20 protein-coding genes are annotated in these 23,051 nt (G+C 60.1%); 5 read left to right on the plus strand and 15 right to left on the minus strand.

The window, feature by feature from the left end:
* Positions 1 to 331: 331 nt before the first annotated feature.
* Both AC6I8D_RS18825 and AC6I8D_RS18830 read left to right on the plus strand, forming a co-directional pair.
* The gene (locus AC6I8D_RS18825) at positions 332 to 1,174 is read left to right on the plus strand and encodes a 23S rRNA (adenine(2030)-N(6))-methyltransferase RlmJ (RefSeq protein WP_312054221.1); all 843 of its coding nucleotides are present in this window, start codon (positions 332 to 334) and stop codon (positions 1,172 to 1,174) included.
* 63 nt (positions 1,175 to 1,237) lie between these two features.
* Positions 1,238 to 2,056, plus strand: a complete 819-nt coding sequence (locus AC6I8D_RS18830; protein WP_497820582.1) for a CPBP family intramembrane glutamic endopeptidase — start codon at positions 1,238 to 1,240, stop codon at positions 2,054 to 2,056.
* On the opposite strand, the gene rnz is transcribed toward AC6I8D_RS18830, so the two are convergent.
* Complete coding sequence (gene rnz / locus AC6I8D_RS18835; RefSeq protein ID WP_497820583.1) at positions 2,053 to 2,964, minus strand: ribonuclease Z; 912 nt, start codon at positions 2,962 to 2,964, stop codon at positions 2,053 to 2,055. The genes AC6I8D_RS18830 and rnz overlap by 4 nt on opposite strands.
* Positions 2,965 to 3,092: 128 nt before the next feature.
* On the opposite strand from rnz, the gene gorA reads away from it, so the two are divergent.
* Positions 3,093 to 4,445, plus strand: coding sequence for a glutathione-disulfide reductase (gene gorA / locus AC6I8D_RS18840; RefSeq protein ID WP_312054217.1), 1,353 nt, complete (start codon positions 3,093 to 3,095; stop codon positions 4,443 to 4,445).
* Positions 4,446 to 4,544: 99 nt separating this feature from the next.
* On the opposite strand, the gene AC6I8D_RS18845 is transcribed toward gorA, so the two are convergent.
* The 4 genes from AC6I8D_RS18845 to AC6I8D_RS18860 form a co-directional block, all read right to left on the minus strand.
* The gene (locus AC6I8D_RS18845) at positions 4,545 to 5,441 is read right to left on the minus strand and encodes an alpha/beta hydrolase (protein ID WP_312758810.1); all 897 of its coding nucleotides are present in this window, start codon (positions 5,439 to 5,441) and stop codon (positions 4,545 to 4,547) included.
* A gap of 168 nt (positions 5,442 to 5,609) precedes the next feature.
* Complete coding sequence (locus tag AC6I8D_RS18850; protein WP_312054214.1) at positions 5,610 to 5,948, minus strand: hypothetical protein; 339 nt, start codon at positions 5,946 to 5,948, stop codon at positions 5,610 to 5,612.
* Positions 5,949 to 5,968: 20 nt separating this feature from the next.
* The gene (locus tag AC6I8D_RS18855; protein WP_312054213.1) at positions 5,969 to 7,315 is read right to left on the minus strand and encodes a cation:proton antiporter; all 1,347 of its coding nucleotides are present in this window, start codon (positions 7,313 to 7,315) and stop codon (positions 5,969 to 5,971) included.
* Positions 7,316 to 7,377: 62 nt separating this feature from the next.
* A complete protein-coding gene (locus AC6I8D_RS18860) occupies positions 7,378 to 8,586 on the minus strand; it encodes an MFS transporter (RefSeq protein WP_312054211.1) in 1,209 nt (402 codons plus the stop codon).
* A gap of 93 nt (positions 8,587 to 8,679) precedes the next feature.
* Here AC6I8D_RS18860 and AC6I8D_RS18865 point away from each other — a divergent pair, with 93 nt between their 5' ends.
* Complete coding sequence (locus tag AC6I8D_RS18865) at positions 8,680 to 9,639, plus strand: LysR family transcriptional regulator (protein WP_312054209.1); 960 nt, start codon at positions 8,680 to 8,682, stop codon at positions 9,637 to 9,639.
* Between the two features lie 49 nt (positions 9,640 to 9,688).
* On the opposite strand, the gene AC6I8D_RS18870 is transcribed toward AC6I8D_RS18865, so the two are convergent.
* The 9 genes from AC6I8D_RS18870 to AC6I8D_RS18910 form a co-directional block, all read right to left on the minus strand.
* Entirely contained in the window at positions 9,689 to 10,192 is a 504-nt protein-coding gene (locus tag AC6I8D_RS18870; RefSeq protein WP_031377731.1) for a TIGR00645 family protein, read from the minus strand.
* A 54-nt stretch (positions 10,193 to 10,246) separates the two neighbouring features.
* Positions 10,247 to 12,922 carry a two-component system sensor histidine kinase KdpD gene (gene kdpD, locus AC6I8D_RS18875; RefSeq protein WP_497820584.1) on the minus strand — a complete coding sequence of 892 codons (2,676 nt, stop codon included), beginning with the start codon at positions 12,920 to 12,922 and terminating at the stop codon, positions 10,247 to 10,249.
* 16 nt (positions 12,923 to 12,938) lie between these two features.
* A complete protein-coding gene (gene kdpC / locus AC6I8D_RS18880) occupies positions 12,939 to 13,505 on the minus strand; it encodes a potassium-transporting ATPase subunit KdpC (protein WP_312758802.1) in 567 nt (188 codons plus the stop codon).
* A gap of 10 nt (positions 13,506 to 13,515) precedes the next feature.
* Positions 13,516 to 15,564: a potassium-transporting ATPase subunit KdpB gene (kdpB, locus tag AC6I8D_RS18885; protein WP_312054203.1), complete on the minus strand. Its 2,049-nt coding sequence runs from the start codon at positions 15,562 to 15,564 to the stop codon at positions 13,516 to 13,518.
* Positions 15,561 to 17,249 carry a potassium-transporting ATPase subunit KdpA gene (kdpA, locus tag AC6I8D_RS18890; RefSeq protein ID WP_497820585.1) on the minus strand — a complete coding sequence of 563 codons (1,689 nt, stop codon included), beginning with the start codon at positions 17,247 to 17,249 and terminating at the stop codon, positions 15,561 to 15,563. Before kdpA ends, kdpB begins: the two co-directional genes overlap by 4 nt.
* A complete protein-coding gene (gene kdpF / locus AC6I8D_RS18895; RefSeq protein WP_010253443.1) occupies positions 17,249 to 17,338 on the minus strand; it encodes a K(+)-transporting ATPase subunit F in 90 nt (29 codons plus the stop codon). The genes kdpA and kdpF overlap by 1 nt, the downstream gene beginning before the upstream one ends.
* Positions 17,339 to 17,446: 108 nt before the next feature.
* Complete coding sequence (locus AC6I8D_RS18900) at positions 17,447 to 18,613, minus strand: HD-GYP domain-containing protein (protein ID WP_312054199.1); 1,167 nt, start codon at positions 18,611 to 18,613, stop codon at positions 17,447 to 17,449.
* Positions 18,614 to 18,800: 187 nt separating this feature from the next.
* Positions 18,801 to 19,757: a 2-hydroxyacid dehydrogenase gene (locus AC6I8D_RS18905; protein WP_312054197.1), complete on the minus strand. Its 957-nt coding sequence runs from the start codon at positions 19,755 to 19,757 to the stop codon at positions 18,801 to 18,803.
* Entirely contained in the window at positions 19,738 to 21,129 is a 1,392-nt protein-coding gene (locus AC6I8D_RS18910; protein ID WP_312054195.1) for an MFS transporter, read from the minus strand. The genes AC6I8D_RS18905 and AC6I8D_RS18910 overlap by 20 nt, the downstream gene beginning before the upstream one ends.
* 420 nt (positions 21,130 to 21,549) lie before the next feature.
* Here AC6I8D_RS18910 and AC6I8D_RS18915 point away from each other — a divergent pair, with 420 nt between their 5' ends.
* Complete coding sequence (locus tag AC6I8D_RS18915; RefSeq protein WP_497820586.1) at positions 21,550 to 22,467, plus strand: sugar ABC transporter substrate-binding protein; 918 nt, start codon at positions 21,550 to 21,552, stop codon at positions 22,465 to 22,467.
* Positions 22,468 to 22,512: 45 nt separating this feature from the next.
* Here the strand turns inward: AC6I8D_RS18915 and AC6I8D_RS18920 are convergent, their stop codons facing one another.
* Positions 22,513 to 23,013 (minus strand): GNAT family N-acetyltransferase, encoded by a 501-nt coding sequence (locus AC6I8D_RS18920; protein ID WP_312054192.1) that lies wholly within the window; start codon positions 23,011 to 23,013, stop codon positions 22,513 to 22,515.
* Positions 23,014 to 23,051: the final 38 nt, after the last annotated feature.

Below are 23,051 nucleotides of genomic sequence, written 5' to 3' on the forward strand. Positions count from 1 at the left end.
GGCTTCGCTGCGGAAGAAACGAGCGGAATGCCATCGCCGATCGACCGGCAGAATTTGCGTTGCATCAAAGCGCAGCCGCTGCGGTTAGGGTCTAATGCCGCCGTTGCGACAGCTGTCGGCTTTCCACCTGCAGCGTGCGGCCCCGGCGGGATTAGTTATCATGCTTTCGACCCATCGGCGGGACATCCCTGATATAATCGCCCGCTTAATGGTTCTCATGCTGTTCCTGCGTCGGTTGCTGTGCGTCGTTCTGTGGGTAATACGTGAGGTAATAATTGGTATAAATTGATTTTCCATCAATTAAAACCTTATACATTCAACAGGATAAACAATGCTGAGTTATCGCCATAGCTTCCATGCTGGCAACCACGCTGACGTGCTGAAGCACACCGTACTGAGCCTGATCATCACCGCGCTGAAAGAGAAAGAGAAACCGTTCTTTTATCTTGATACCCACGCGGGTGCAGGACGTTATCAACTGAGCGGTGAGCACGCTGAGCGCACCGGCGAGTATCTGGAAGGCATCGCCCGCATCTGGCAGCAGCCGGACGCGCCAGAGCTGCTACAACCTTACTTCGACGCCATCCGTGCGCTCAACCGTAACGGAACGCTGCGTTATTATCCCGGTTCGCCGCTGATTGCCCGCCATCTGCTGCGTGAAGATGACCGCCTGCAAATGACCGAACTGCACTCCAGCGACTACCCGCTGCTGCGTAACGAGTTCAGCAAAGACAGTCGCGCGCGCGTAGAACGTGGCGACGGCTATCAGCAGTTAAAAGCCAAACTGCCGCCGCCATCCCGTCGCGGTCTGGTTCTGATCGATCCGCCGTATGAGATGAAAAGCGATTATCAGGCGGTGGTGAAAGGGATTCAGGAAGGCCATAAGCGATTCGGGACCGGCGTATTCGCGCTATGGTATCCGGTGGTATTACGCCAGCAGATCAAGCATATGCTGCGCGATCTGGAAGCGACCGGCATTCGCAATATTCTGCAGATCGAACTGGCCGCCCGTCCCGACAGCGACCAGCGCGGCATGACCGCATCCGGCATGATTGTGATTAACCCGCCGTGGAAGCTGGCTGCCCAGATGAACGAGCTGCTGCCGTGGCTGCATAAAAAACTGGTTCCGGCTGGCACCGGCCACTTTGTGGTCAACCAGATCGTACCCGAATAACTCTCTTCTCCTTTTACGCCGCACACTGCCGGTGCTGCGGCGTGGTACTGCAGGTCTGTCACCATGTGGATCATACTGGCTGGCGCGCTAGCCGCGCTGCAACCGGCCCGGCGGCTGGCACTATTATTACTGGCGCTCGCCACGCTGCTGGGGTTTTATCAGGACGTATTAGCGTGGCCCGCGCTGCTGCTGTTCGCGGTCACCGCCGGCGTGGTGGCATGCCGTATTTACGATCGTGACCATCATCGGCGGCAAATGCTGACTGAAGCGGTGCTGGTGCTGATCGCCATCGGCTTATTCCTCCATCTGTTCCCGGGTTTTGATAATCCACGCAAACTTGATGAGGTGCAGGTCGGCGCCCGCAGTGTGGCTTTCGGCTTCTCGTTTAATTTCGATAAAGCGCTGATCCCCTTTGTGCTGCTGGCCGGTCTGCCGACGCTGTTTCGCGCCCCGGCCCGCCCGCCGCGTTATAAGCTGCTGGCCGCGCTGGCGCTGGTCGCCGCCGTTCCGCTGCTGTTATACAGTGCCGTATTACTGGGTGGATTAGCGTTTGAACCGCACTTCCCGGCCTGGCTTGGCACCTTTATGCTCGCCAACCTGTTCTTTGTCTCGCTGGCGGAAGAGGCGCTGTTTCGTGGTTATCTGCAACAGAAATTAACGCTGGCACTGGGCGGCATACCCGCGCTGGTGCTGAGTGCGCTGCTGTTTGGTCTGGTGCATCTGAGCGGCGGTCTGCTGCTGGTGATCTTTGCGACCCTCGCCGGACTGCTGTATGGGCTGGCGTGGCACTGGAGCGGCCGGTTATGGATTTCGACCGCCCTGCACTTTGGACTCAATATGACCCATTTACTGCTTTTCACTTATCCGGCACTGCATCACTAAAGCGTAAACACCGCCAGATCATAGGCCAGCTCGGTAGCGGGGAAGATGGTCTGGCATTCAGCCAGCAAACGGGGCATATCTTTCGCCAGATAGCGTGAACTGAAGTGCGTGGCGATCAGCCGTTTTGCACCGGCGTGCTTCGCCACTTCCGCCGCCTGCAAGGTGGTCGAATGGCCGCGTCCGTTGGCCTTCTCAATCATCGCCGCTTCCAGCGTGGCTTCGTGCACCATCAGATCCACGTTGGCCGCCAGCTGCAATGCCACCTCCGTTGGCGCGGTATCACCAAAAATCGCCAGCGTTTTGCCTTTAATCGCCGGGCCCAGATAGTCCGCGCCCTTGATCACCCGGCCATCCTCCAGCGTCACGGTTTCGCCCTGCTTCAGCTGCTGATACCACGGGCCGCGCGGCACGCCTTCCGCCTTCAGGCGCGGCGCATCGAGAAAACCCGGTTTATCATGCTGCTCAATCCGATAACCCAGACATTCCAGCGTATGATTCAGCGGCCAGGCACTGATGCGGAACTCACCATCATCCAGCGTCCAGCCCGCCTCAATCTCAACAATCGTCAGCGGATAATCGGTGTAAGAGCCACTGATCGACAGCGCGGTTTCAACGAAGCGCTTTAAGCCCCGGGGGCCATACACGGTCATCGGCGTGGTCAGCCCGGCCATAGAACGGCTGGTGAGCAAGCCCGGCAGCCCGAAAATATGGTCGCCATGCAAATGGGTGATGAAGATCTTATCCAGCTTGCCCGGTTTGAGATCGGAACGCATAAACTGAAGCTGTGTCCCCTCGCCGCAGTCGAACAGCCAGCTTTCGCCGCTCTGCGCCCGGGTAAAGGCGATAGCGGTCACGTTACGCTGCAGGCTGGGCGCACCGCCGCCGGTGCCGAGAAAAGTAAGGTGCATGGTATGCTTCCCTGTCAGTGTGAGAAAAAACAGAACCCTATTACAATCATAGGCGCAAACTTTGCGTCAATTCGACCCGCAGCGTTACACTCTATGCCAATTTTTCATGCAACCGGATGGATACTTCAATGACCCGACATTTCGACTATCTCGCCATCGGCGGCGGCAGCGGCGGCATCGCCTCGATTAACCGTGCGGCCATGTATGGCCAGAAATGCGCCCTGATTGAAGCCAAAGAACTGGGTGGCACCTGCGTTAACGTAGGCTGCGTCCCGAAGAAAATCATGTGGCATGCTGCGCAAATTGCCGAAGCTATCCATCTGTACGGGCCGGACTACGGCTTCGATACCACCGTTAACCGCTTCGACTGGGCCACGCTGGTCAAAAACCGCAGCGCCTATATCGATCGTATCCACACCTCGTACGACAACGTGCTGGGTAAAAACAAGGTTGAAGTGATCAAAGGCTTCGCCCGTTTTGTCGATGCGCACAGCGTCGAAGTGAACGGCGAGATCATCACCGCTAACCATATTCTGATTGCCACCGGCGGCCGTCCCAGCCATCCATCGATTCCGGGCGCTGAGTACGGGATTGATTCCGACGGTTTCTTTGAGCTGGACGCGCTGCCGAAGCGTACTGCGGTCATCGGCGCGGGTTACATCGCCGTTGAGCTGGCGGGCGTGGTGAATGCACTGGGCTCGGAAACCCACCTGTTTGTGCGTAAGCATGCCCCGCTGCGCAGCTTCGACCCGCTGATCACCGAAACGCTGGTAGAAGTAATGAACAGCGAAGGCCCGACGCTGCACACCGAAGCGATTCCGAAAGCGATCGTTAAAAACGACGACGGCAGCCTGACGCTGCAGCTGGAAAACGGCAGCGACTATACCGTCGATTGCCTGGTATGGGCGATTGGCCGTGAACCGGCCAATGACAGCCTGAACATTGCGGCGGCGGGCGTGGCGCTGGACGAAAAAGGCTACATTAAGGTCGATAAATTTCAGAACACCAACGTGTCAGGCATTTATGCGGTCGGTGATAACACCGGTGCGGTAGAACTGACACCGGTGGCGGTGGCAGCCGGCCGTCGCCTGTCTGAGCGCCTGTTTAACAACAAGCCGGACGAGCATCTCGACTACAGCAACATCCCGACCGTGGTTTTCAGCCACCCGCCGATTGGCACCGTCGGCCTGACCGAACCGCAGGCGCGGGAACAGTATGGCGACGACCAGGTAAAAGTGTATAAATCAGCGTTTACCGCCATGTACACCGCTGTCACCCAGCATCGCCAGCCGTGCCGGATGAAGCTGGTCTGCGTCGGTGCTGACGAGAAAATCGTCGGTATTCACGGCATCGGATTTGGCATGGATGAGATGCTGCAGGGCTTCGCGGTGGCACTGAAGATGGGTGCCACCAAAAAAGACTTCGACAATACCGTGGCGATTCACCCGACGGCAGCGGAAGAGTTTGTCACCATGCGCTAAGCCGCCGCGGCGGTGTGCTTCAGACAGGCGACTCCGGTCGCCTGTTTTTTTTGCCTGCGCCAGGCACAGCGGTGCAGGCCTGCACCGCCATAGGGCAACTTAGCTCACGCGATCCAGCCAGCGCACATAGGCCTGATCCCATAACGCCGCCGGCGTCCCGGCCTTACCAAGCCCGAAACCGTGACCGCCTTTGCTGATCTGAATCAGCTCGACCGGCACGCGATTGCGGCGACAGGTATCGTGCATCAGTTCGGTGTTAAACGGATTCGAGGTGTGGTCATCTTCAGCCTGCGCCAGAAAGGTCGGTGGATACTGGCGGGTAACGTAGTTTTGTACCGACCAGTTCGCTTCATCCTGCGGCGTAGCGTTTTTACCGACCATCATCAGATGGGTATTGGTGTGCTGATAAGGGGATTCCAGCGTAATCACCGGATAGATCAGGCCCACGCTGTCGACTTTTGGCACCACCTCATCCAGCGGATCGATGGCCGGATAAGATTCAAAGCTGGGGCGCGCGGCCGCCATACCCAGCAGGTGCCCGCCGGCCGAGAAGCCGAGTACATGGACCTTACGCTCAAACGAGCGCACCAGGCGAATGGCGCGCTGTGCATCCTGCAGCGGGGCAAGCCGGCCGGCCTGCCACTTCTCATGCGGCAAGCGGTAGCTGAGCACATAGGCGGTGTAGCCGTTGGCGTTCAGCCAGCGCGCCACCGGCCAGGCTTCGCGTCCCATGCCAATCCAGCGATAGCCGCCGCCGGCAGCAATCAGCACCGCCTCACCGTTAGGATTTTCCGGTTTAAAGCGCTGGATCGCCGGGCTGACAATATTCGACCACGAGCCGCTGGCATTAACATGCAGTTCGCCCGATGGGCCGCCGCCGCCGGGCGGATCATCCGGCCAGAGAGGAATAATGTCATCGCGGGCAAATATTTTGCCGGTGGTCATGGAGAGCCCAAGCGCTCCCGTGCCGAGAATAAAACGTCGACGCGTAATCATGATGCCTGTTAAGTGATATCAAAACGCTCAGCCAGCCGTTGCGGTGGGCTGCAGGAAAAAGTGTGATGCAAGTCCGGTGCCAGAGGCTGGCGATTATGTACGCAATGCGGTGCCAAAATCCATAAAAAAACGCGCCCGGGTGGCGCGTTTTTGCCTTGACTGAGGGAATTAATCTTCCTGCTGGAACTGGGCCATCACCGCCTGTTCACACTGCTGTTCATTGACCCGCAGTTTGGCGCGCTCGTCATCGCCCAGCTGCAGCCAGGCGCTGGCCACTTCACGCGCGGTGTCTTCATCAAAACCAGGCTGATTCATCGCCGTCGATGACTGGCTGCGCGCCACGTACGATTTCATCTGCTCAACATATTGATCGGCACTGGCGACCTGTTTTTCACTGCTGACGATGTGACACAGCTGGCTGGCATAGACATTCTGTTCGCTATCGTCTGCCGCCAGGGCGCTGCCAGAGGCCAGTGCGCTCAGCAGCAGTATGTGGGTCACTTTCATTCTCTACTCCTGTTTTCAGGTTAAACCTTGCGCTGAAGGGCTTCCAGACGCTTTTGACGCCAGTTTAGCAGGGGCGACACGGTTGTGCCGTGTATTACCACGCTACAGACCACCAGGGTTAACGCCATATTGGTCATGATCTCCATCTGTGGCCCTTCCATGCCGTGCGTCCAGGCATAGGCGATGTAGTTCAGACTGCCGATGCCGCGAATACCGAGCCAGCCAATCAGCAACCGCTGCCCCATCGGCAGGCCGGCGCGCAGCGTCACCAGCCAGACGGCCAGCGGACGCACCACGACAAACAGCACCAGTCCCAGCAACACGCCATAGATGTTCCAGTGCTGCGCCAGCGTGACGCCGAGAACCACCATCATGCCCGCCGCCAGTAACCGTTCAATGGTGTCGCCAAACGACAGCGCGTCGCCGACCACAAAGCCGATCGACTTGACCATGCTGTTATCGCCCTGATGCGCCAGGCGCTTATTCGGATTGACCAGCGCCTCGGAAGGCAGCACCCGCTCATCCTCTGACAGATCCTCGGGCTGATGACGCCGGAAAACGCCCAGCTCAGCGCGGCGCAGTCCCAGACCGGCCGCGAACGCCGCCAGGAAACCGGAGGCACCCAGCCACTGCACCAGCGAATAACTCAGTGCAATCAGCGCCAGCGCCAGAAAATCGTTGGGTGCGACGTCGCCATTGGCGTTACGCAATTTGGTGGCCAGTACGCCGATTAAGCGGCCCAGGCCGAAGCCGATCGCCAGCCCGCCGCCAATCGCCCAGATCACCTCTTTTGCGCCCCAATGGGTCAGCAGCGATCCGCTCAGGCTTTCGCCATTGAACAGCAGCAACGCCAGCACCAGCAGCGGCAGGGCCGAGCCATCATTCATGCCGGCTTCGCTGGAGATGGCGACGCGCAGCGAATCGTCATCCTGCGCATCGTTGACCGAAATTAAGCTCGCCAGCACCGGATCGGTTGGCGCGACAATCGCGCCAAACGCCAGCGCAATCGGCCAGTCCAGCCCGACCAGCCAGTGTGCCAGCAGCGTCATCGCCGCCACCGTCAGCAGCATGGCGGGAAAGGCCAGCCGCAGGCCGGTGTGCCAGCAGTTATTCTGTAGCGGCAGACGCAGCTTCAGGCCGGTGATAAACAGCGAGGCGGCCATGGTGATTTCAGTGATGTGCGCCACCGCTTCTGAATGGGTGACGATATCGATGTGCAGCACGTCAAATCCCCACGGCCCACATAACATCCCGGCGATAAGAAACAGGCCAAAAGAAGTTACCGGCCCCCGGTGTATCCAACCGGAAGCCAGTGACATCAGCAGCAGCAGGCCGCCTGTTGCGGCTGTCCAGGCTAAAAAGCTCATAATTCTCCAGGTAATTTTGGGTTTATGAATAAGCCTGGCACATTTTTTGACGGCTGCGAAAATCAGTTCTTAAGATGGCGGCTGGCGAAGCGCACCGCAAGGCTGGCTGCACCCGCAAGGGTTGATAGCGCGACCACCCCATTCCAGCCCCAGTGCGCCAGCGCCAGGCTACCCAGTGCCGCACCGCTTGCCATGCCGATAAACACCACGGTAAACAGCAGCGCATTCAGGCGACTGCGCGCTTCCGGTGCCAGGCCATACACCAGCGTCTGGTGCGCCACCAGCGTCGCCTGCACCCCTAAATCGAAACCGATGGTGCTGACCACAATCAACGCCAGCTGAGCCGGCAGCGGCAGTAACGGCAGCAGGAACATCAGGGCAAACGAGACGGTCACCAGCGCGGCGCCGGCCTGGGTCACTCTGGCCGGGCCGATGCGGTCGGCAAAGCTGCCAGCCAGCGGCGCGGCCATCGCACCGGCCGCTCCGGCTAAACCAAAGGCCCCGGCGACCGCACTGTCGAGATGAAAACGCTCACTGAGCATTAACGCCAGCGTTGACCAGAAGGCGCTGAAGCCGACCGACAGCAGCCCCTGAGCCAGCGCGGCGCGGCGCAGCGTCTGATGATGACGCCACAGATGGGCCAGCGACAGCAGCAGGCGCGGATAGCTGACCGAGGTGCCGGGCGTAAAGCGCGGCAGCACCCGCCACAGCGTCAGGCTGATCAGCAGTACCGCCAGCGCCGCCACCATATACATGGTGCGCCAGCCGAAATACTCAGCCACCACGCCACTGACCACCCGCGACAGCAGAATGCCAACCAGTAGTCCGGTCATCACCGTACCGACCGTTTTGCCACGGCTGCGTTCCGGAGCCAGCGCCGCCGACGCCGGCACGATATCCTGCGCCACCGTGGCGGTCAGGCCGGTGACGAAACTGGCGATCAGTAACGCGCTTAGCCCGCCGGAGAAACCACACAGCAGCAACGCCGCCACCAGCAGTAATCCTTTGATAAAAATAATAGTGCGGCGGTCATGACGATCGCCAAGCGGAGCCAGCAGCAGAATGCCAAGGGCATAACCCGCCTGGGTCAGCATCGGCACCATGCCGACTGCGCCAACGCCGACGTTAAACTGTTTACTGATGATATCCAGCATCGGCTGGCTGTAGTAAATCGATGCCACGCTCAGACCGGCGCCTGCCGCCAGGGTAAAAACCAGCGGAGCGGGGAGCGTTTCGCTCGAAGAAGTGGTGATACTGCGGGTCGCTGACATGGTGTGATCCTCATAAATGCGTAACGATATTAGCGCATACTGCGGCCATACGCGGTAGACTGCTGTCAGACAAAACTGTTATACGTGGTGCGTATGAGCAACCCTAATACCAGCGACCGCATCGAACTGATGCAGACTTTTATTCGTATCGTTGAGAGCGGCAATTTATCGGCCGCCGCCGCCCAGCTTGGGACCACCCAGCCGACCATCAGCCGGCGGCTGCAAACGCTGGAGCAGCGGCTCGGCCTGAAGTTAATCCTGCGCACCACCCACGCGCTTAAGCTCACCGATGATGGTGAGCGCTGTTACGCTCAGGCGCGGCAACTGCTGGCGACCTGGCATGCGCTGGAAGATGAACTGACCGGTGCCAGCGACGATCCGGTCGGCACGCTGCGGGTCCGCGCGCCGCACGCATTTGGTCAGGATCAGCTGATCGCCCCGCTGGTCGACTACCTGCGCCGCTATCCGCGGCTCAATATTGAGTGGATGCTGAATGACCGCACGCCCGACTTTATGGCCGAGAATGTCGATTGCGCCATTCAGGTCGGTGCACCAACCGATCCGTCAGTGGTGGCGATTCTGCTGGCCGAAGTGCCGCGCATCGTGGTTGCGTCGCCCGATCTGCTGGCCCGCCAGCCGCCGATTGAGCTGGTTGAACAGCTGCGCGATCTGCCGTGGCTGGCGCTGACCAGCTTTTATCGTAATGAAGTCGCATTACAGAAGATTGACGACGGCCAGCCGGTTAACCTGGCGATAACCCCAAGGCTGAGCAGTGACAGTCTGTATGCGGTGCGTAAAGCGGCGCTGGCGGGAATGGGCGCGGCGATCGTGTCGTCGTGGGTGGTACAGCAGGATTTAGCCGAGGGGCGACTGATTCAGCTGACGCCGCAGTGGCAGGCGCCGCCGCTGCCGATCTGGCTGACCTATCCGTGGGCCAGCTACTACCCGGCCAGGCTGCAGCATTTCTTTAGCATGATTAAAGCGGTAATGCCGCAGCTGGCGGGCACCCGGCCGGCCACGGCTGCGCGCCGTCAGGCAGAACCAGGGGAATAAGCTGCTGCTGCGGGCGAAAAAAAAGCGGGTGCCTGTGCACCCGCCTTTATCAGTGGCCTTTCTTATCGCCACGCGACATATTGTCCAGCCAGCCCATCACAAAGGCCGACAGCACAAACGTCAGGTGGATAATCACGTACCACATCAGTTTGTCGTTGGCGACGTTGCGCGCCTCCATGAACACCCGCAGCAGGTGAATCGAGGAGATGGCCACAATCGACGCCGCGACTTTGTTCTTCAGCGAGCCGGAATCCATCTTGCCCAGCCAGCTCAGCTTCTCTTTGCTTTCGTCGATATCGAGTTTAGAAACAAAGTTCTCGTAGCCCGACAGCATCACCATCACCAGCAGCCCGCCAACCAGCGTCATGTCGACCAGCGACAGCAGCAGCAGGATCAGATCGTTTTCCGCAATGCTGAAAATGTTGGGCAGCAGGTGGAAAATTTCCTGGAAAAATTTGATGGTCAGCGCCAGCAGGCCGAGTGAAAGTCCAATGTAAACCGGAGCCAGCAACCAGCGCGATGCATACATCAGGTTTTCGGTAAAACGTTCCATAAATTCCCAATAATAATCAGACAGGTCGGGCAGTATAACTGATCAACTGTGAAGTTATTTCAGCCCTTCGTCAGAAATTTCCGGAACCGGCGGCAGCGGCAGCGACAGACGAAATACGGCACCGCCTTCCGGCCGATTTTCAGCCCAGATTTGCCCGCCATGACTTTCGATAATGGTCTTACAGATCGCCAGCCCCAGCCCAACGCCCGGCACGGCGGACTCCTTATCTCCCCGGGTAAACTTGTCAAAAATCCGGCTTAAATCCGCCTCCGCAATGCCGGGTCCGCCATCCCAGAGCGCAATCTCCAGCCGCGTTCCGGCACGCCAGGCACCAATCCCGCGCGGCGCACAGTTACCGGCATACTTCAGGCTGTTCTCAATCAGGTTGGTAAAGACCCGCTCCAGCAGGCTGCTGTCGCCCTTGATCAGCACCATGTCGTCCGGCAGGTCGAGCTGCACCTCGTGCCCTTTCAGCGACGGTGCCATGCTGCTCAGCGCCCCGCCGATCACCTCTTCCAGCGACAGCCACTCCTCACGCAGGTTCAGCCCGCCCGACTGAATGCGCGCCATATCCAGCATGTTACTCACCAGCCGGATGGTGCTCAGCGTCTGCTCACGGATCTGGCTGGCCTGCGGCACATATTTTGAGTTGTCGTTAGCGAGGTCGAGCATCAGCATTTCCGCCTGGCCAAACAGCACGGTCAGCGGGGTGCGCAGGTCGTGTGACAGCGCCGACAGCAGCGCATTGCGCAGTTGCTCACGCTCCGCCGACAGTCGCGATGCCGCCTCGCTGTGCGACAGCGCCATCCGCTCCAGCGCGTTGGCGATCAGCACGGTAAAGGTTTCCACCAGCCGCTGCTGCTCGGGGATCATCAGCTGACGCAGATTTTGCGGCTCCACCACCAGCAGGCCACGGCAGTGCGTGCCGCTTTTTAACGGCAGGATTTGATACGGCACCGCCGGTAAGGTGTCGGTTCCGGCACCGGCCGGCTGGCCTTTGCTGTAGCTCCACTTAGCGATGGCGCGGTCAGGCTCACTGGCGGGTAGCGCATCGCCCACCGGTTGCAGTTCGCCCTGCTCATCCGGCAGCAGCAGCAGACAGCGCGCCTGCAGGGTGGCGTCCAGCACCCGCTGACTGGTGGCAGCGATATCCTGCGGCGTTAACGCGCTGCCGAGCGATTTGGCCATCTCATACAGCTGACGCGCACGCTGCTCGCGGTAGCGCGCCACCCGCGCCTGATAACGCACCCCGGCCGTCAGGTTGCCGACGATCACCCCCACTGCCAGCATCACGCCAAAGGTCACCAGATATTGCAGGTCGGAAACCGCCACCGTGCCGGTAGGGGCCACAAAAAACAGGTCGAAGGCGAGGATATTCATCACCGTGGCGATCACCGATGGCCAGCGGCCATAGCGCAGCGCCACGATCACCACCGCCAGCAGATAGATCATCACGCAGTTGGCCGGATCGAAACCGATCAACAGCGACTGGCCGGCGACGGTCACCGCGATGCACAGCACCAGCGCCATCATCACGCCGCGCAGCTGCATACGCCACTTGTCGCTGCTGACCCGCCCGTCCGCCAGCGGATGCGGCGCGTCGTGCAGCGGCTCATCCAGCGCCACCACCAGCAGATCGAGATCGGGGCCGAGCTGGCCGAGCCGTTCGGCAAAACTGTCACGCCGCCAGCGCCGCAGCGGACGACGGCCGGTGACGATTTTGCCAAGATTGTGTTCGCGCGCGTAGCGCAGCACCGCTTCCGCTTCGTCAGGCTCAGAGAGCGTGGCGGTTTCCGCACCCAGCTCCTGCGCCAGTTGCAGGGTTCGCAGAATCGCCCGCCGCCGTGCTTCCGGCAGCCGGTTCAGCCGGGGCGTCTCAACATACACCGCATGCCATTCACTGCCCAGCCGCGCCGCCAGCCGCGCGGCGGTGCGCACCAGTTTTTCGCTGCCGGTATCATCGCCGATGCACAACAGAATCGCATCGCGGGTGTGCCAGACGCGATCCCGCCCCTGCCGATCGCGCCAGGCGCGCATCTGATCGTCTACCCGGTCCGCAGTGCGGCGCAGCGCCAGTTCACGCAGGGCGAACAGGTTGCCCTTGCGGAAAAAATTTTCAATCGCCCGTTCGGCGCGGTCGCCGATATAGACTTTGCCCTCTTTCAGCCGCTGCCGCAGATCGTCAGGCGGCAGATCGACCAGCACCACCTCATCGGCGCTGTCGAAAAAGGGATCGGGCACGGTTTCCCGCACCTGAATACCGGTAACGCCGCCCACCACGTCATTGAGGCTCTCCAGATGCTGAACGTTGACGGTGGTCAGCACGTCGATGCCCGCCTCCAGCAGCTCCTCAATGTCCTGCCAGCGTTTGGGATGGCGCGAACCCTGAACGTTGGTGTGCGCCAGCTCGTCCATCAGGATTACCGCCGGATGGCGGGCCAGCGCCGCATCAAGGTCAAACTCGGCATGGCGCGAGCGGCCGGTCGCCCGGCGCGGCAGCAGGGTTAAGCCGGTCAGCAGCTGCGCCGTTTCCGGCCGGTCGTGGGTCTCCACCACGCCGATCAGCACATCCAGCCCCTGCGTCCGCAGCCGTTGTGCCTCCTGTAGCATGGCGTAGGTTTTTCCGACGCCCGCGCAGGCGCCAAAGTAGATTTTCAGCCGGCCACGATGGCTGTCGCGGTTAGCCTGCAACAGGGCATCGGGATCGGGGCGCATCGGTTCGTGGTTCATAGGGTCCTTGTCGGCATTACAGATCGCTGAGCGCCAGGTTGAGCTGCAGCACATTGACCGTCGGATCGCCGAGGAACGGCATCAGCGGCCGGTGGGTCTGCTGCTCAATCAGCGCCTCTACCTGGGCTAACGGTAACTGACGGCTGGCGGCGATGCGAGGAGCCTGCCAGCGCGCCGCGTCAGGTGAAATATCCGGGTCCAGACCGCTGGCCGAGGCGGTCACCAGCTCAACCGGCACCGCGGTCGGCGCCTGCGGATTGGCGGCCCGCAGCGCGGCAACCCGTTCGGCGACGGCTTTATCCAGCGCCGGGTTACTGGCGGCCAGATTGCTGCCGCCCGACGCCAGCGGGTTATAGGGCCGATCGCCAGTGGCAGAAGGACGACCCCAGAAATAGCCGGGCTGGGTAAAGTTCTGCCCAATCAGCGCCGACCCGCGCGCCACACCCTGTTTCTCCAGTAACGAACCGTTGGCCTGCGCCGGAAACAGCCATTGCGCCAGGCCGGTGGTGAGCAAAGGATAAACCACGCCGCTGATAACGGTAAGCAGCAACAACAGTAAAATCGCCGGACGTAACTGACTCATTTTCTTCTCCTCAGGCCATGCCTGTCAGGACTAACAGCAAATCGATCGCTTTGATGCCGACAAACGGCACCAGCAGGCCACCCAGCCCGTAGATCAGCAGGTTGCGGCGCAGTAACGCCGCTGCGCTCAGCGGGCGATAGCTGACGCCCTTCAGCGCCAGCGGAATCAGAAACACAATCACCAGCGCGTTAAAGATCACCGCCGACAGAATCGCGCTGGCCGGTGAGTGCAGATGCATCACGTTGAGCAGGTTGAGCTGGGGATAGGTGGCGGCAAACGCGGCCGGAATAATGGCGAAATACTTGGCCACGTCGTTGGCGATACTGAAAGTGGTCAGTGAACCGCGCGTCATCAGCATCTGCTTACCGATGTGCACCACTTCCAGCAGTTTGGTCGGGTTAGAGTCAAGATCGACCATGTTGCCCGCCTCTTTCGCCGCCTGAGTGCCGGAGTTCATCGCCACCGCCACATCCGCCTGAGCCAGCGCCGGCGCATCGTTGGTGCCGTCACCGGTCATCGCCACCAGCCGTCCTTCCGCCTGGTACTGACGGATCAGCGCCAGTTTGGCCTCGGGCGTCGCTTCAGAAAGAAAGTCATCCACGCCGGCTTCGGCGGCAATCGCCGCCGCCGTCAGCGGGTTATCGCCGGTGATCATCACGGTTTTGATGCCCATCTTGCGCAGCTCGGCAAACCGCTCTTTGATGCCGCCTTTGACGATATCTTTCAGCGCCACCACGCCCAGCACTTTCGCCCCTTCTGCCACCACCAGCGGCGTGCCGCCGGTGCGCGCCACCTCTTCGACCCGGGCGTTCACCTCGGCCGGAAACGCGCCGTGGCTGGCTTCAATATGACGACGTACCGCATCGACCGCGCCTTTACGGATCAGCCGATCCTGCACGTTAACCCCGCTCATCCGGGTCTGCGCCGAGAACGGAATGAAGCTGGCACCCATGCTGCTGAGATCGCGTTCACGCAGGTTAAACTGCTGTTTCGCCAGGATGACGATGCTGCGGCCTTCCGGCGTCTCATCCGCCAGCGAGGCGAGCTGTGCGGCATCCGCCAGCTGCTCTTCGCTGACGCCCGGTGCCGGCAGAAACTGGGTCGCCTGACGGTTACCGAGGGTAATGGTGCCGGTTTTATCCAGCATCAGCACATCAACATCGCCCGCGGCTTCCACCGCGCGGCCGCTGGTGGCGATCACGTTGGCACCAAGCATGCGGCTCATTCCCGCCACGCCAATCGCCGACAGTAAGCCGCCAATGGTGGTCGGGATCAGACAGACCAGCAGCGCCACCAGCACCGTGACGCTGACCGGCGTCCCGCCCCACGCCGAGAACGGCCACAGGGTCACGGTCGCCAGCAGAAACACGATAGTGAGCGACACCAGCAAAATGGTCAGGGCGATCTCATTCGGGGTTTTACGGCGTCTGGCGCCTTCCACCATGGCGATCATGCGGTCGAGGAAGGTCTCGCCGGGATTCGCGCTACAGCTAATCACCAGCCAGTCAGAGAGAATGCGGGTCCCGCCGGTCACCGAAGCAAAATCACCGCCCGATTCACGGATCACCGGCGCGGATTCGCCGGTAATTGCGCTCTCATCCACCGACGCGCCGCCTTCCAGCACTTCGCCGTCGCACGGAATGATATCGCCCGCTTCCACCAGCACCGCATCGCCTTTGCGCAGCTGATCGGCTGCGACCTGCTGCCAGTCCGCGCCGTAACGTGCTGCCGACAGTTTTTTCGCAAAGCTGGTCTTTTTCACCCCTTTCAGGCTGCTGGCCTGGGCTTTACTGCGCCCTTCTGCCAGCGCCTCTGCCAGATTGGCAAACAGCACGGTGAACCACAGCCAGACCGCAATCGCACCGGTAAAACTGGCGCTGCCGTTCAGCTTGCCGGCCAGCATAGCCAGCGCCAGTAAGGTGGTCAGCACGCTGCCGAGGTAGACCACAAACATCACCGGATTACGAAATTGCACCCGCGGATCGAGCTTTTTCAGCGCATCCCAGGCTGAAGTACGCAGCAGCGCCGCGTCAAATAATGCCTGTTGTTGACGACTCATGAGGATTGTCCCTGAACAAGTTGCAGATGCTCAGCCACCGGGCCCAGCGCCAGAGCAGGAATAAAGGTCAGCGCACCAACCAGCAACACGGTGCCGACCAGCAGCGCAATAAACAGCGGCCCGTGCGTGGGCAGCGTGCCGTTGCCCACCGGCTGCACTTTTTTCACCGCCATCGCACCGGCAATCGCCATCACCGGGATGATGATGCCGAAGCGGCCCAGCAGCATGCAGCTGGCCAGCAGCAGGTTCCAGAACGGGGTGTTGGCACTCAGTCCGGCAAACGCGCTGCCGTTGTTATTGGCCGCCGAGGAGACCGCGTACAGCACTTCACTGAAGCCGTGAATGCCGGGGTTAGCCATCGCGCCCCGTCCGGCGTCGGTCATCATCGCCAGCGCAGTGCCGATTAACACCAGCGCAGGCGTCACCAGAATCGCCAGCGCGGTCATTTTCATCTCCCAGACGTCGATTTTTTTACCGAGGAATTCCGGGGTACGACCGATCATCAGCCCGGCGATAAACACCGCCAGCAGCACAAACAGCAGCATGCCGTACAGGCCAGCCCCGACGCCGCCGAACACCACTTCACCCAGCTGCATCAGCCACATCGGCACCATTCCGCCCAGCGCGGTAAAGGAGTCGTGCATGGCGTTAACCGCGCCGCATGAGGCAGCCGTGGTGATCACCGCAAACAGGCTGCTGTTAAGCATGCCAAACCGGGTCTCTTTGCCCTCCATGTTGACCGCGCTGTCGGCGCCCAGCGTCAGCAGATGTGGATTGCCGCGCAGTTCTGCCCACATCACCACCGCCACCGCCACCACAAACATCAGCGCCATCGCCCACAGCAGCATGTTGCCCTGACGGCGATCGCGCACGCTTTCACCAAAGGCAAAGCAGAGCGCTGCCGGGATCAGGAAGATGCTCAGCATCTGTATCAGGTTGGTCAGCAGCGTCGGGTTTTCAAACGGATGCGCGGAGTTGGCGTTGAAGAAGCCGCCGCCGTTGGTGCCGAGCATTTTGATCGCTTCCTGCGAGGCCACCGGGCCCATCGCCAGCGTCTGCTGTGTGCCTTCCAGCGTGGTGAGCGAGTGGTACGGCGACAGCGTCTGGACGCTGCCCTGGCTGACAAAGATCAGCGCCATCAGCAGGCTGATCGGCAGCAGCACATAGAGCGTGATGCGCGTCAGGTCACGCCAGGCGTTGCCGAGCGTCCCGCCTCCGCGATGGGCAAATCCGCGAATCAGCGCAAACGCAACCGCAATACCGGTGGCCGCCGACAGGAAGTTCTGCACCGTCAGCCCCACCATCTGGCTGAAATAGCTCAGGGTGCTTTCGCCGCTGTAGGACTGCCAGTTGGTGTTGGTTACAAAGCTGACCGCGGTGTTCAGCGCCAGATGCCAGCTCAGACCCGGCAGTCGCTGTGGGTTAAGCGGCAGCGTGCCCTGCAGCAGTAAAATCGCCAGCAGCAGCGCAAAACCGAGCGCGTTAAACAGCAGAATCGCCAGCAGGTAGTGCGGCCAGCGCATCACGCTTTGCTGTGCGCCCAGCAGCCGCCACAGCGGCGCTTCAACCCGGGCGAACAGCGGCTTATCGGCCACCAGCGCCGCCAGGCCACGCCCGAGCGGTTGCGCCAGCACCATTAGCAGCAGCAGATAACATCCGATGAGTAAAAAAGCATTGGCCGCCATCAGAAAGCCTCCGCATTTAACAGGGCATAGATCAGATAGCCCAGTAACAACACCACCAGCACAATGCCGGTTATTACGCCCACGCTCACAGGAACCTCCAGAGGTTTGGATTTGCTGATTAGCTTGCGCGGCGGCGTATAAAGAAGGGGTTAAAATGCAGCGAGCGGGCGTAAAAATAGTGTAAAAATGGCGAAATATCAGGCGACTTCCAGCGCCCAGATGCGGTTGAGATCGACATTGCCCCACAGCGTGCTGTCTTCCGCCCCGACGATGCTGTCGGTACAGAAGCTATCGCCGAGGTCGAGTTCTTCCGGTTTGACTTCGCGCTGAGCGTGCAGCGACCAGAAGACGTGGACACAGGGCTTTAGCAGCGATTTATCACCCGCTTTGACCACCAGCGCCACCCGGCCTGACGCCAGCCGCACCAGTGAGCCGACCGGATAAATACCGATGGTGCGGACAAAGGCGTGCAGCAGGCCGTTATCGAAGTGGCCGCGCCAGCTCAGCATCTGATGCATCGCCTCGGCGGGGGTCCAGCCGGTGCGGTAGACGCGCGTCGAGGTGATAGCGTCATAGACATCGCACACCGCCGCCATGCGGGCATACAGCGAAATCTCCTCGCCTTTCAGACCGTGCGGATAGCCGCTGCCGTCATATTTTTCATGGTGGTGCAACGCAATATCCAGCAGATCGGCATCGGCATTGGCCTCCATCAGCATCTGCGCGCCGACGATCGGATGCTGACGCATGATGGTAAACTCGTCGTCGTTCAGCTTGCCGGCTTTGTTAAGGATCTCCAGCGGTACGGCCGCTTTGCCGACGTCGTGCAGCAAGCCGCCCATCCCGACGCGCCGCAGCTGGATCTCATTCAGCCCGAGTCTTTTACCCAGCGAAATCATCAGCCCGCAGACCGCCATCGAATGCAGATAGGTGTAGTCATCGTGATTTTTCAGCCGCGCCACGCTCAGCAGTGCAGAGGGTTCACGCCGAATCGATCCGGAGATTTCATCCACCAGATCGATCATATAATCCAGGTTAAGGCTGTTACCGAGGCGCGCTTCGTTGAACATCGCCAGCACTTTGGATTTGCCCTGCTGAAAAATCTGCTGCGCCTGATCCAGCTCCTGAAAAAACGGCGTCCGGGCTATCGATCTTTTTGCCACGACCGGCGCGATCGGGGCCTGCACCGATCGATCGAGGTCGATCCACAGCTGCTGGATCCCTTCGTTGCGTAACATAGCGATTTGTCGTGGATCGGTGATCAGCATCTGGTTGCGAATACGTTTGTCTTTTATCCACCAGACCTCCAGCTTGTGGATAAACATGCCTGGACGTAGTTCGTCAACGGTAATCAGCTTTATCACGATATCACTCCTTAATATCAGTGGGTGGTAAGGTGATATCGGCAGCTGCGCAAAATTTCTTCAGGCCGTTTTGTGCGGAGTGTGTGGTCGGAGGAGGCAGGATTGTTCGGGGCAACCGGCTGGTTCACCGGTTGATACGGCCACCACGGCGATGCCGGTTGCGGCATCGACCGTGAGGCGAACAGCGCTAGGTGACCGGAGTCAGCAACGGTTTGCCAGCGGCGAACGCCAGCATGTTTTCAAACACCAGATCGGCCATCGCCGCCATGGTTTCGCTGGTGTTGCTGGCGATGTGCGGGGTGATCACGACCTTGTCGCACTGACGCAGCGCCGCAGGCACCTGCGGTTCCTGCTCAAACACATCCAGCCCGGCCCCGGCGATCTGGCCGCTTTCCAGTGCTGCAATCAGCGCCTGCTGATCGACCACGCTGCCGCGCGCAATGTTAATCAGATAACCCTGCGGTCCCAGCGCCTGCAGCACCTCAGCGTTGATGATCTGCCGGGTGGCCGCCCCGCCGGGCAGGGTCAGCACCAGAAAATCAGCCTGCTGTGCCAGCGAGACGAGGCTGTCGTGACGGGTATAGGGCACATCCGGACGTGAACGCGGGTTGTAGTAGTGAATCGCCATATCAAACGCCTGCGCCCGCTTCGCCACCGCCTGGCCAATATTACCCAGCCCGACGATGCCGCACACCTTGCCACTCACTTTACGACTGAGCGGAAAACGCCCCTGCTGCCAGTGACCGGCGCGGGTGAAGCGGTCCGCTTCACTGATGCGCCGCGCCACATCCAGCAGCAGCGCCATACCGAGGTCCGCGACGCACTCATTGAGTACCTCCGGCGTATTGGTCACCGCAATGTTGCGCGCCCGGGCCGCCTCAATATCAATACTGTCATAGCCAACCCCGTTACTGCAGATCGCCCTGAGGTTGGGCAGCGCCGCAATCAGCGCGGCCGATGCGCCCATCACCGCATTGCCGCTGGTGACCAGCAGGTCGATTTTTCCCCCCATTTCCGCCAGAAACGCCGCTTCGTCTTCCGCTTCCCACAGCCGAAAGGCGGTAAAAGTGTTTTCGATCTTCTCTATCAGCTGCGGTGGCAGAAACTTTCCCTTAATCAGTACATTACATTGCTTCAATGCCATCTTCTTTCCCCTGTTTTTCATACGATGCCGGACGTTCACTCTGCTCGCCGACCCGTTCGATCGGACCCATTACCAGCAGGAACAGCAGTGCCGCGACCACACAGTGAGCGGCAACGAATGCCAGCCCGATGCCGTAGCTTCCGGTCAGGCCGACGATGATGCCGAACAGCAGCGGCGTGGTGAAACCGGCGATATTGCCGATGCCGTTAAAGATTGAGCCCGCCAGGCCAACCGCTTCTTTCGGTGCGGTGTCGCTGATAACCGTCCAGGTACCGGCCCCCGCCGCCACCCCTTTGCCATAAAAGGCAAATGACATGACGGCGATAATGCCGGCGTTGCTGGGGATCACCGCCGCCAGTACCAGGCTGGCCGCCATCAGCATGCCGACGATATAGGGCGTTTTGCGCGCCCAGGAGACGCTCCAGCCGCGGGCGATCAGTTTGTCCGAGATATAGCCGCCGCTGATGCCGCCAAGGAAGCCGAATACCGCCGGTGCAATGGTGGCGAAACCCGCTTCCATAATGTCCATGCCCCGCGCCTGCACCAGATAGATCGGAAACCAGGTAATAAAGAAGTAGCTCAGCGCGATAATGCAGTACTGACCGAGGTAGGCGCACCACAGCATGCGGTTGGTCAGCAGCTTTTTGAACATCGCTTTACTGACCGGTGGACGCGCCCGGAGGGTCTGTTCGGCGTCGATATCCACCAGCCCGCCGCCGTTAATAATGTGCTGCAGTTCGGTTTCCGATACGCCGGGATGGTTGCGCGGCTCGCGCATATAGGCGGCCCAGACAAACACCGCCAGCACGCCGATACCGCCCAGCACGAAGAACGGCCACTCCCAGCCGAAGCGCGAGACCAGCCAGCCCGACAGCGGCGAGAAGATGGCGACGGCGAAATATTGCGACGAGCTGAACAGCGACGAGGCGCGACCCCGCTCTGCGCCGGGGAACCACATAATGACCACCCGTGCATTGGCCGGAAAGCTCGGGGCCTCAATCAGTCCCAGCAGAAAGCGCAGGCCGAACATCAGCATCAGTGCGCCGGTCAGGCCGCTGGAGAACTCGCCGACAAAGCCCATCGCCAGCGTCGAGATTGACCAGAGCGCCAGCGTCACGCCATAGACCTTTTTGGCACCAAAGCGATCGAGAAACAGCCCGCCGGGGATCTGCCCGATCACGTAGGCCCAGCTGAACGCGGAGAGGATCAGGCCGAGCTGGATCGCCGACAGCCCAAACTCCTCTTTAATGGCCGATCCGGAGATCGACAGGATCGACCGATCGGCATACGCCACTACCGAAAGCAGCAGGATCAGACACAGGATCCAGATGCGGACATGGGTAGTGCGGGTGGTCATTTTGTCTTTAACCATGAGGTGAATTCCTTAAAAAGCGGCCAGTTATGCCGCGAGGTTTTTTTCAGGAATACCGCTGAGATTCCCCTGTTGAGGAAATATAGATAGGAGGCTAACCATTGGTCATTGTGCGAATGTTGAGATTGCTTACGCTGATTTAGCTTAATTCTGGCAACCGCCACAAACCGCAGTGCGGCGCTGCACAAAAGCAGAAAAAGCCGCCGCGCTGTGCAGAAGAATGTGCGCAGGATCGAAGTATTAGCGCCAGGCGACAGCTATAGCGGCGCTATTTTTCCGCAAAATGTGGTCTCGCCTGCAAGTGTGAAAACGCCCGATTGTCAAACTCCGCCGCCCTTCGTAGGCTGCAAATGATCGCATTTATCCATTTTCAAAATAAATGAAAAATAAATTCCAACCTTTCACCCCTGGGAGTCTGCAATGAAAAAAAGTGCATGGGCAATGCTGTGTCTGCTGTCGCTCTCCACCCCGGCGCTGGCAGAGAAAATTGGCGTCTCAATGGCCTATTTCGATCAGAACTTCCTGACCATTATCCGTCAGGCGATCGATAAGGAAGCCAAAGCGCGCAAGCTGGATGCGCAGTTCGAAGATGCGCGCGGCGATGTCGGCCGTCAGACCGATCAGGTGCAGAGTTTTATCAGCGCCGGGGTGGATGCCATCATTGTCGATCCGGTGGACTCGGCCAGTACGCCCGCCCTGACCCACCTGGCGCAGCAGGCCCACATCCCGCTGGTCTATGTTAACCGCACGCCGGGCGATAAAACCCTGCCGCCTGGCGTAGTGTTCGTCGGTTCAGATGAGCGTGAATCCGGCACGCTGCAGATGGAGGCGCTGGCAAAGCAGGCCAACTATCGCGGCAACGTCGCCATCATGATCGGTAACCTGACTGACGCCGGTGCGCTGCAACGGACGCGGGATGTGGAGCAGGTGGTGGCGAAATATCCCAACATGAAAGTGGTACTGAAGCAGACCGCCAACTACGCCCGCAATGAGGGCATGGACCTGATGCTCAACTGGCTGTCGAACGGGGAAGATATCGATATTGTTGCCGCCAACAACGATGAAATGGCGATTGGTGCCACCATGGCGATCGCCCAGGCGAAACCGAAAAAAACTATTCTGGTCGGCGGCATTGATGCCACGCCGGATGGCCTGAAAGCGCTGGCGAGTGGCAAATTGGCGGTGACGGTGTTCCAGGACGCCGTGGGTCAGGGCAAAAAATCGGTAGAGGTGGCGCAGCAGATGATCAAAGGCGAAAAGGTCGATTCCCACCAGTGGATCCCGTTTGAGCTGGTAACACCGCAAAACAGGCAGCATTATCAGGATAAAAATCCGTAAGGCTGGCAGGCGCGGCAGCGATGCCGTGCCTGCTCATCTGGTCTGTCACGCCTGATGCAGTAGTTTCGCCATCACCACCACATCATGCAGCTTACCGTCACGCAGCGCCGCCTGACGCAGCACCCCTTCGCGCTCAAACCCCAGACGATGATAGAGCCGCAGCGCCCGTTCATTGTCGTGGAACACCTCCAGCTGCATGCGGCTGATGCCGAGCCAGTTACGCGAATAGTCGAGCGCGGTGCGGATCAGCCGTTCGCCTACGCCGCGGCCGCTGAAAGCCGGATCCACGCCCAGCCCAAAACTGATGCTGTGGCGGGTGCGCGGTTTATTGTCGACAAACAGCGTCAGTTCACCGGCCATTTCTCCGTCGATTTCCGCCACAAACGCGATATAACCTTCAGCATCCATTTTCAGGAACTTCTTCTCCCAGGTCGCGACGCTGGGAAACGGCAGCTGTAGCGTCCAGGGGTAGACATCAGGATGGCTGTAGAGCCGCTGATAGGCGGCGGCATCGTGAGGCTCTCGTCCCCGGATGGTAATTTCCATATTTTCTCCTGTTAGCCGAACGGGTGTGATGCACTAAG

The sequence above is a fragment of the Pantoea sp. X-Soil-MYKO-1785 genome (assembly GCF_059730675.1).

Excerpts from the sequence above, each read along its gene's own strand:
- AC6I8D_RS18920 (WP_312054192.1), bottom strand. The coding sequence starts at position 23,013 with ATGGAAATTACCATCCGGGGACGAGAGCCTCACGATGCCGCCGCCTAT.
- kdpD (WP_497820584.1), bottom strand. The coding sequence starts at position 12,922 with ATGAACCACGAACCGATGCGCCCCGATCCCGATGCCCTGTTGCAGGCT.
- rnz (WP_497820583.1), bottom strand. The coding sequence starts at position 2,964 with ATGCACCTTACTTTTCTCGGCACCGGCGGCGGTGCGCCCAGCCTGCAG.
- AC6I8D_RS18850 (WP_312054214.1), bottom strand. The coding sequence starts at position 5,948 with ATGAAAGTGACCCACATACTGCTGCTGAGCGCACTGGCCTCTGGCAGC.
- AC6I8D_RS18855 (WP_312054213.1), bottom strand. The coding sequence starts at position 7,315 with ATGAGCTTTTTAGCCTGGACAGCCGCAACAGGCGGCCTGCTGCTGCTG.
- AC6I8D_RS18915 (WP_497820586.1), top strand. The coding sequence starts at position 21,550 with ATGAAAAAAAGTGCATGGGCAATGCTGTGTCTGCTGTCGCTCTCCACC.
- kdpA (WP_497820585.1), bottom strand. The coding sequence starts at position 17,249 with ATGGCGGCCAATGCTTTTTTACTCATCGGATGTTATCTGCTGCTGCTA.
- kdpC (WP_312758802.1), bottom strand. The coding sequence starts at position 13,505 with ATGAGTCAGTTACGTCCGGCGATTTTACTGTTGTTGCTGCTTACCGTT.
- AC6I8D_RS18830 (WP_497820582.1), top strand. The coding sequence starts at position 1,238 with ATGTGGATCATACTGGCTGGCGCGCTAGCCGCGCTGCAACCGGCCCGG.
- AC6I8D_RS18870 (WP_031377731.1), bottom strand. The coding sequence starts at position 10,192 with ATGGAACGTTTTACCGAAAACCTGATGTATGCATCGCGCTGGTTGCTG.
- AC6I8D_RS18910 (WP_312054195.1), bottom strand. The coding sequence starts at position 21,129 with ATGGTTAAAGACAAAATGACCACCCGCACTACCCATGTCCGCATCTGG.
- AC6I8D_RS18845 (WP_312758810.1), bottom strand. The coding sequence starts at position 5,441 with ATGATTACGCGTCGACGTTTTATTCTCGGCACGGGAGCGCTTGGGCTC.
- kdpB (WP_312054203.1), bottom strand. The coding sequence starts at position 15,564 with ATGAGTCGTCAACAACAGGCATTATTTGACGCGGCGCTGCTGCGTACT.
- gorA (WP_312054217.1), top strand. The coding sequence starts at position 3,093 with ATGACCCGACATTTCGACTATCTCGCCATCGGCGGCGGCAGCGGCGGC.
- AC6I8D_RS18825 (WP_312054221.1), top strand. The coding sequence starts at position 332 with ATGCTGAGTTATCGCCATAGCTTCCATGCTGGCAACCACGCTGACGTG.
- AC6I8D_RS18905 (WP_312054197.1), bottom strand. The coding sequence starts at position 19,757 with ATGGCATTGAAGCAATGTAATGTACTGATTAAGGGAAAGTTTCTGCCA.
- AC6I8D_RS18865 (WP_312054209.1), top strand. The coding sequence starts at position 8,680 with ATGAGCAACCCTAATACCAGCGACCGCATCGAACTGATGCAGACTTTT.
- AC6I8D_RS18860 (WP_312054211.1), bottom strand. The coding sequence starts at position 8,586 with ATGTCAGCGACCCGCAGTATCACCACTTCTTCGAGCGAAACGCTCCCC.